6 protein-coding genes and 3 pseudogenes are annotated in these 7050 nt (G+C 37.3%); 3 read left to right on the plus strand and 6 right to left on the minus strand.

Annotated elements, in window-relative coordinates; translation table 11 throughout:
* Positions 1-82 precede the first annotated feature (82 nt).
* Positions 83-949: pseudogene (locus FJR06_RS09295) on the minus strand (iron-containing alcohol dehydrogenase); the annotation flags it as partial.
* A 47-nt stretch (positions 950-996) separates the two neighbouring features.
* On the minus strand, positions 997-2163 hold the full coding sequence (locus FJR06_RS09300) for an RNA-guided endonuclease TnpB family protein (RefSeq protein ID WP_015079574.1): 1167 nt from the start codon (positions 2161-2163) through the stop codon (positions 997-999).
* A gap of 51 nt (positions 2164-2214) precedes the next feature.
* On the opposite strand from FJR06_RS09300, the pseudogene tnpA reads away from it, so the two are divergent.
* Positions 2215-2490: pseudogene (tnpA, locus tag FJR06_RS09305) on the plus strand (IS200/IS605 family transposase); the annotation flags it as partial.
* Positions 2491-2550: 60 nt separating this feature from the next.
* Here the strand turns inward: tnpA and FJR06_RS09310 are convergent.
* The 4 genes and pseudogenes from FJR06_RS09310 to FJR06_RS09325 all read right to left on the minus strand — a co-directional run.
* A pseudogene (locus tag FJR06_RS09310) lies at positions 2551-2742 on the minus strand (Uma2 family endonuclease); the annotation flags it as partial.
* A 31-nt stretch (positions 2743-2773) separates the two neighbouring features.
* The gene (locus FJR06_RS09315; RefSeq protein ID WP_015079573.1) at positions 2774-3856 is read right to left on the minus strand and encodes an AI-2E family transporter; all 1083 of its coding nucleotides are present in this window, start codon (positions 3854-3856) and stop codon (positions 2774-2776) included.
* Between the two features lie 73 nt (positions 3857-3929).
* Positions 3930-4358, minus strand: coding sequence for an NUDIX hydrolase (locus FJR06_RS09320; RefSeq protein ID WP_015079572.1), 429 nt, complete (start codon positions 4356-4358; stop codon positions 3930-3932).
* Positions 4359-4361: 3 nt separating this feature from the next.
* A complete protein-coding gene (locus FJR06_RS09325) occupies positions 4362-4751 on the minus strand; it encodes a hypothetical protein (RefSeq protein WP_015079571.1) in 390 nt (129 codons plus the stop codon).
* Between the two features lie 551 nt (positions 4752-5302).
* Between FJR06_RS09325 and tmk the strand changes: the two genes are divergently transcribed.
* Together tmk and FJR06_RS09335 are read left to right on the plus strand one after the other, a co-directional pair.
* Entirely contained in the window at positions 5303-5929 is a 627-nt protein-coding gene (gene tmk, locus FJR06_RS09330) for a dTMP kinase (protein WP_168634106.1), read from the plus strand.
* A 3-nt stretch (positions 5930-5932) separates the two neighbouring features.
* Positions 5933-6883 carry a DNA polymerase III subunit delta' gene (locus FJR06_RS09335; protein WP_015079568.1) on the plus strand — a complete coding sequence of 317 codons (951 nt, stop codon included), beginning with the start codon at positions 5933-5935 and terminating at the stop codon, positions 6881-6883.
* Positions 6884-7050: the final 167 nt, after the last annotated feature.

Genomic DNA, 7050 nt, shown 5'->3' on the forward strand with positions numbered 1-7050 from the left:
CCCATTCCCTTGTAGGGAAGGGGGGGAGGGGGGTTAGGTTTTTGGAGATTATGGGTTTCATATAATACTTTTCAAACAACCTCTAAGCACAAAGAACTAAAATCTGCTCAATAACTTGCGGATTAACATCTTTATTTTCCCCCAAAGCTGTCATTCCATGCTTTTCTAAATTTTTGATCACGGCTGGAATAGTTTGTAATCCAATACCATAGTCAGATAGGTGAGTCCGAACACCAACTGATTCAAAGAAATCACGAGTTTTAGTAATTGCTGCATTTACCCGTTCTTCTTCTGAACCACCGCCAATTTCCCAGACTCTATCTGCATATTGTAGAAGTTTTTGCCATTTGCGATCGCGGCGAATTGTTAAAGTGCTAGGTAGTACAACCGCCAAAATTTGAGCATGATCTAAACCATGCAACGCTGTCAACTCATGACCAATCATGTGAGTTGTCCAATCTTGGGGGACACCAGCAGCAATTAACCCATTTAATGCCATTGTTGCCGACCAAACTAAATTCGCCCTGGCATCATAATCTGTGGGATTTGCTAAGGTTTTTGGTCCTTCGCAAATCAGGGTTTTCAGAATTGATTCGGCCATGCGGTCTTGTAATGGTGCATTGACTGGATAGGTTAAATATTGCTCCATTACATGAGTAAAAGCATCAACAATACCATTGCTAATTTGCCGAGGAGGTAGGGAGAAAGTCGTTTCTGGGTCAAGAACTGAAAATTTAGGAAACACGAAGGGACTAGCGAAAAATAACTTTTCTTGAGTTTCCCACTTAGTCACAACTGAGTTTGTGTTCATTTCCGAACCAGTTGCGGGTAAAGTCAAAACCACCCCCATTGATAAAGCCGCAGTTACGGGTGCGGCTTTTGCTAAAATATCCCAAGGGTCGCCCACAAAAGGAACAGCAGCAGCGATAAATTTAGTCCCTTGACATACTCACCGACCTAAAGGTGCGGTGATTCTTGACGCTTCACCGACTGACGCTAACCGTTGCTAGTCTTACTCTGTCTCTGCGCCCGTTTAGAGTCGTGGCAATGCCCTATCCCGACACTTCGGCTTGGCTCAGTGCAAGCTTTATTTAGATTTTTTGCGGCGTTTTCGTCTCGGTCGTGTTCAGTCCCACAATTCAGGCACTTAACCGACCGAATTTTTAAATCAAGTTTCCCCCATTTGTAGCCACATTCAGAGCAAATTTGGCTAGTCGGTTCCCATCTACTAATAATGTGAAATGTCCTACCAAATTTCTGTGATTGAGCTGCACATAAAGTCCTAAATTCTCTCCATCCCTGAAGACTAATCGCCCTAGCAAGTTTATGATTTTTAATCATGCCCGATACATTCAAATCTTCTAAAACGATAACTTCATTTTCGCTAACTATTTTGGTGGATAGTTTGTGCAAAAAGTCTTTTCGGGTATCAGTTATTTCGTTATGTAGTGTTGCAATTTGAATTCGGGTTTTATTTCTTCGTTGTGAGTCTTTGGGTTGCCTCGCTAGTTTTTTCTGAAGTTTGCGAATCTTCCTATCCAATTTTGAGTAATCGGGGCTTTGGGCTTTTTCTCCATTACTCATAACAGCAAAAGTTTTGATTCCTAAATCAATACCGATACTTTGGTTTTTAGCATCAATATTTACGGGTTTAACTTCTACTACAAAACTGAGAAAATAACGGTTAGCGCAATCCTTTATGACTGTAATAGAGCTAGGAGCGGAGGGTAAATCTCTTGACCAAATCGGGCTAACGTTACCAATTTTGGCTAGATAAACCTCATCCCCTTTGATTGAAAACCCACCGATTCTAAATCGTGCTGACTGCTGATTAGTCTTTTTTTTGAACTTAGGGCGGCCTAACTTTTTACCTTTGCGTTTCCCTTTTAGAGAATCAAAAAAGTTTTTATAGGCAACTCCCAAATCTGCGACCGATTGTTGCAAAGGAATGTTAGAAACATCGGACAACCATTGCCGCTCAACAGTTTTTTTGGCTTGGGTAATAACTAATTTTTGCAAATCGTTATTACTTGGTAATTTTTCTACTTGTTTGCAAATAGCCAGTGCATCATTCCAAACCACGCGAACACAACCAAACAATTGAGCTAAAAGCTTTTGCTGTTGGTCTGTCGGGTAGAAACGGAATTGATATCTGGCTTTCATCGTTAATGATATAATTAGACTGTAAATTAATTATATATTGGTCTACACAAAATGGCAAGTCTCCTCAGAAGAGAAAGACACAGCGTTACGGACTTAAAAATTCATTTGGTCTGCGTTACGAAATATCGTCGGTCTGTGTTCACTGGTGAAAGTATTGATTTAATTCAAAAAACATTTCGTGAGGTGGCTGAAAAAATGAATTTTCAAGTGCTTGAATTCAATTGTGAAGGAAATCACGTCCATACACTAATTGAATATCCTCCTAAATTATCTGTTTCTCAAATAGTAAATGCTCTAAAAGGCGTATCTAGTCGCAGGTATGGAGAGCCAATCAATTATCCAATATTCTTGCACACCTCTAGAAGCATAAAGTTTTAATTTCACTTATTTATCTCGACGTTCATTTTCTCCCCCCGCAGAAAGAACTTCAATTACTAATTCTGGCGCACCTGTTAAATGTCCATCATTATCTAATAAAGTTGCTAAACGTTGATTACTTATCCACACCACATCAGGAATAACATTATCAGCATCAGTAAAAACAATTCCAGGAGTAGTTACAGCTTCCCCTAGACCAGACTAGTTGAATTTGTGAAAATCTCAATGCTATTCAAGATTCTTGCAGATATTCACTATCAACAGCGGTTTTATTAAATTCACCATTCCGCCAACTATCAGCCATATCTTTCATAAAACTAGCGAGAGGAATAGCAACCAATACACCCAATACACCGCCTAATTTTGCGCCTATTAATAAAGAAATGACCACCCATACAGGATTTAAGCCGGTTAAATTTCCTAAAATGCGTGGGGCAATAATATTAGAATTAATTTGGTCAATAGCTACACCTATAGCCGCAACTTCTAATCCTAAGCCAAAATCTTTTAAAGCTATTAATAAACTGACAATACCAACCCCAATACCAGTCCCAAAAGGAAATAAAGAAAATAAACCAATTCCTATCCCGAAAAGGAGTGATAAAGGGACTCGTAAGAGGACAAATGCCAATGTTATAGACACGGCTAAAATAGCACCTAGTGTAGCTTGACCAATGAAATAATTATTAAAATCTTCTCGGAGTAATTCTCGAACTTTTTTAGCAATTTGGGACGGAAACCACAGATAAATTCCATCCCATAAAGCTTCACCATTCAATACTAGATAAATAGTCAGAACTATGGCTATTAGTAAATTAAATAAATTTCCAATAGTATCAAAAGCAAAACCGAGAATTTTTCCAGTCAAAGATTGTAGTTGACTAGATATTTTTCCTAAAAATTCACTAGCTAATCCACTTAAATTTACTGGTAACTGCTGGGTAGCTGCCCAATTTTGCAAAGCTTCTATTTGTTGAGTTCCCGATTCAATCCAATAGGGAAGAAGATTAGCTAACTCATTCAGTTGTTCCAGAATAAGTGGTAAGAGAATAACACCTACAGCACCTAAAATAATAATAGATAACAGTAATACTACGACAACTGCTAAAATGCGAGGTACTCCACGTTTTTGGAGCAGTTTAATCGGATAATCTAGCACAAAAGCTAAGAGAATAGCGACAGAGATAACACTGACTAAAGGTTGAAAGTAGTTAATAAATTGAATTAATAGCCAACCATTCAGAAGAATAACAGGAAAGGCTAATCCTATATTTAACCATTTAGGTAGATTTGGTAGATTGTTTACTGGCTGCATGGAATTTATTAATAGTCTAATTTTTGCAAAATTTCTGGAAAACTTTAAAGGGTCTGTAAATCGAGTAATCGAACTATAGGTTTTTGATAAAATCCAGCATTATTTTCTGAGGTAAACTTGCTAAAGGTCTTACTTCTCCTGCTTTTAGAGAATAACATTCACCTCTATAGATATCTTCTGCTGTTAACAAATCTAGATCCCAACCTTCAGAAAGAACAAGTTGATTTACTGTTATTAACAATGGTGCTTGAAATACATAACGAACAGCTTTTTCATCGCTATAAATTCCAAATTGAGTAAAGTCAGTTAACTCATAACCAATTTCTTCCATAACTTCTCGCTGAACTGCTATTTCTGGAGTTTCTCCAGGTTCGATATGTCCACCAAACAAAGCCCAACAACCAGGAGCGATAATATTAGGAATGTTATCCCGCAATTGCATCAAAAATTTATTTTCTCGATAGAGAATGGTAACGGCTACATGAACTAATTGATTATTCATAAATTATTTTTCCTCTAAATAAATTTCTCCGTATTCTTTGCCAGCTAAAGGGACACTTTTGTACTGCACATTACCCTTCAATACTACCTGTTCTCCAACTTGAAAATTGCCTTGATTAGTGATAATCCAGATTTTTCCAGTTGAGTCGTTGATTTGATATGCTTTTTTCTGAATTAAAGGAGCAATCTTTTCTATTTTACCTTGAATGTAAACTGTAGTGTCCTGATTTTGTTTGGTAACTTTTTGAATCTGTGTTACATTCACACCAATATTTAAATTTTCAAGATTGATCCTAGAATTGCCTTCTTTACCACAGGCATAAAGTCCTGTTAATAGGGAAAAAGATAATCCCAGGTGAAGTAATCCCCTGGTAGAAATTTTTGTTTGTTGCATTATTGGCAATTTTATCTTTTATCTCCAGTTTATATAAGTGGCTTGCTATTTATTATTTATCATAATACTGTTTTGTCCAAAAAAGATAGTGATTTTGTGAAAATAATGAAGACATGAATAAATTTTCATTGGTATCTCCAGTTATAGGCATTATTGTATTTTTTATTTTCAAGTAAGTTCTTTTTGGATTTGATGACTTTTTATGTGATTAACTAAGTTCGTAATTTAGTCCAATCTACTGGGAGGTTGATTATGCTTAAAAAACTATAGGTTTCCACTTGGAAGGGGGTTAAATATTTGTTATTGCCAGATTCAGGAGTTGACAATAAACTCTTTATAGTCATGGTAAATTAATATAGGTAAATACTATAGCGGTATGCAGTTAAATGAAATTCTAATTTCAATCATAGAAGCTTAGACTGAAAGTAATTTAGTTCTGACTACTAACCGCTGAAAGCTGCTATATGCCTTTACAGTCGTTCGGGAATTAGGTATGGTTTGAGACGTGAGAAAATGAGTTCATAAAATCGGTAGTAGCAAAATTTGACAATATGAGTGGTAAATTAATTGTATTTGAAGGGGTAGAAGGTTGTGGTAAAACTACTCAGATGCAACTGTGTTCTCAGTGGCTAGAAAGTTTAAATATATCTGTGGTGCTGACTCGTGAACCGGGGGGAACAGAGTTAGGAAAGGATTTACGGATGTTATTATTGGAAAAGTCACTTAATAAGCCCGTGGGGGAAGTGACGGAACTGTTATTGTATGCTGCGGATAGGGCGCAACACATTGAAGAGGAATTAAAACCTAATTTAGCCATAGGGAAGTATATTTTGTGTGATCGCTATACTGATTCTACTATTGCCTATCAAGGTTATGGCAGGGGTTTAAGTATGAGTATAATTAATCAACTTAATCAAATTGCTACTGGTGGTTTAGCTAGTGATTTAACTATTTGGTTAGATGTAGATGTGGAGATAGGGCTGTCTCGCAAACGTGGACAAGCTAAATTAGACAGGATTGAACAAGAAACAATTGCGTTTCATCGGCGGGTACAGCGGGGATATACGGAGTTAGCTGTATCTTATCCGTCTCGGATTGTACGGGTAGATGGGAATAATAGTCAAGAAAATGTGCAACAAAGTATACAGGAAATTTTACATAATCGCCTGTTTTCATAATTTATGTTCTCACCATTAGTCGGACAACAGCAAGCAGTAGAATTACTAACTCAGTCTGTTAAACAAAATCGAGTTGCACCTGCTTATATGTTTGTAGGTGCAGATGGTGTAGGTAGAAGTTTAGCAGCCCGGTGTTTTATTGAATTACTTTTTTCCAGTTCTGTAGCACCTGATCAAATTCCCCTTTTACAAAATCGGATTCGTCAAAGAAATCATCCGGCTTTATTGTGGGTAGAACCAACTTATCAATTTCAAGGACAAAGACTTACACCAGCAGAAGCAGCAGAAAAGGGCGTTAAACGCAAAGCCCCACCAGTGATTCGTTTGGAACAAATTCGAGAAATTACGCAATTTCTTTCTCGGCCACCCTTGGCAGCAGAGAGAAATATCATAGTCCTAGAACAAGCGGAAACAATGGCGGAATCTGCGGCTAATGCGTTGTTAAAAACTTTGGAAGAACCGGGAAAAGCGACATTAATTTTAATTGCCCCTTCACCAGAATCTGTGTTACCAACTTTAGTATCCCGTTGTCAAAAGATTCCTTTTTATCGGTTGGATATTGCTGTGATGAGTCAGGTATTGACGCAAACAGGAAATGCCGAAATTTTGCAACATCCAGAGGTTTTAAATATAGCCGCAGGTAGTCCAGGAAATGCGATTTTATCTTATCAACAATTACAAAAAATTCCTAGCGAGTTCATCGCCCAGGTGAAAAAAACCCCGACTTCTTACCGTCATGCTTTAGAATTAGCCAAGAAAATTGATAAAGAATTAGATACTGAAGCTCAATTATGGTTAATTGATTATCTGCAACAATACTATTGGCAACAAATACATGAACCAAAAATTATTCAACAGTTAGAAAAAACTCGGAAACATTTACTTTGTTATGCCCAACCTCGCTTGGTTTGGGAATGTGCGTTTTTAGCTTTATTTCAGATATCGCAAATATAGTTAATTTCTGTAGTTAATTTCTGTTGACAATTTCCTTCCTGGGAATATTCACAACCCCTTTGAAACTAGCAACTTCACCTGCAATACTTTTGTTGACTTCTAATGAGGTACAAACTTGAATTATGAAACTCTTGTAGTGCGGGCATCTTGCCCGCGTGAGCGAGACG

Source organism: Dolichospermum sp. UHCC 0352 (assembly GCF_009711925.1).
GTDB classification, from domain to species: Bacteria; Cyanobacteriota; Cyanobacteriia; order Cyanobacteriales; family Nostocaceae; genus Dolichospermum; species Dolichospermum lemmermannii.

What these genes read in the sequence shown, in the direction of transcription:
- FJR06_RS09300 (WP_015079574.1), bottom strand. Translation starts at nt 2,163, where the DNA reads ATGAAAGCCAGATATCAATTCCGTTTCTACCCGACAGACCAACAGCAA.
- FJR06_RS09315 (WP_015079573.1), bottom strand. Translation starts at nt 3,856, where the DNA reads ATGCAGCCAGTAAACAATCTACCAAATCTACCTAAATGGTTAAATATA.
- FJR06_RS09320 (WP_015079572.1), bottom strand. Translation starts at nt 4,358, where the DNA reads ATGAATAATCAATTAGTTCATGTAGCCGTTACCATTCTCTATCGAGAA.
- FJR06_RS09325 (WP_015079571.1), bottom strand. Translation starts at nt 4,751, where the DNA reads ATGCAACAAACAAAAATTTCTACCAGGGGATTACTTCACCTGGGATTA.
- tmk (WP_168634106.1), top strand. Translation starts at nt 5,303, where the DNA reads ATGAGTGGTAAATTAATTGTATTTGAAGGGGTAGAAGGTTGTGGTAAA.
- FJR06_RS09335 (WP_015079568.1), top strand. Translation starts at nt 5,933, where the DNA reads ATGTTCTCACCATTAGTCGGACAACAGCAAGCAGTAGAATTACTAACT.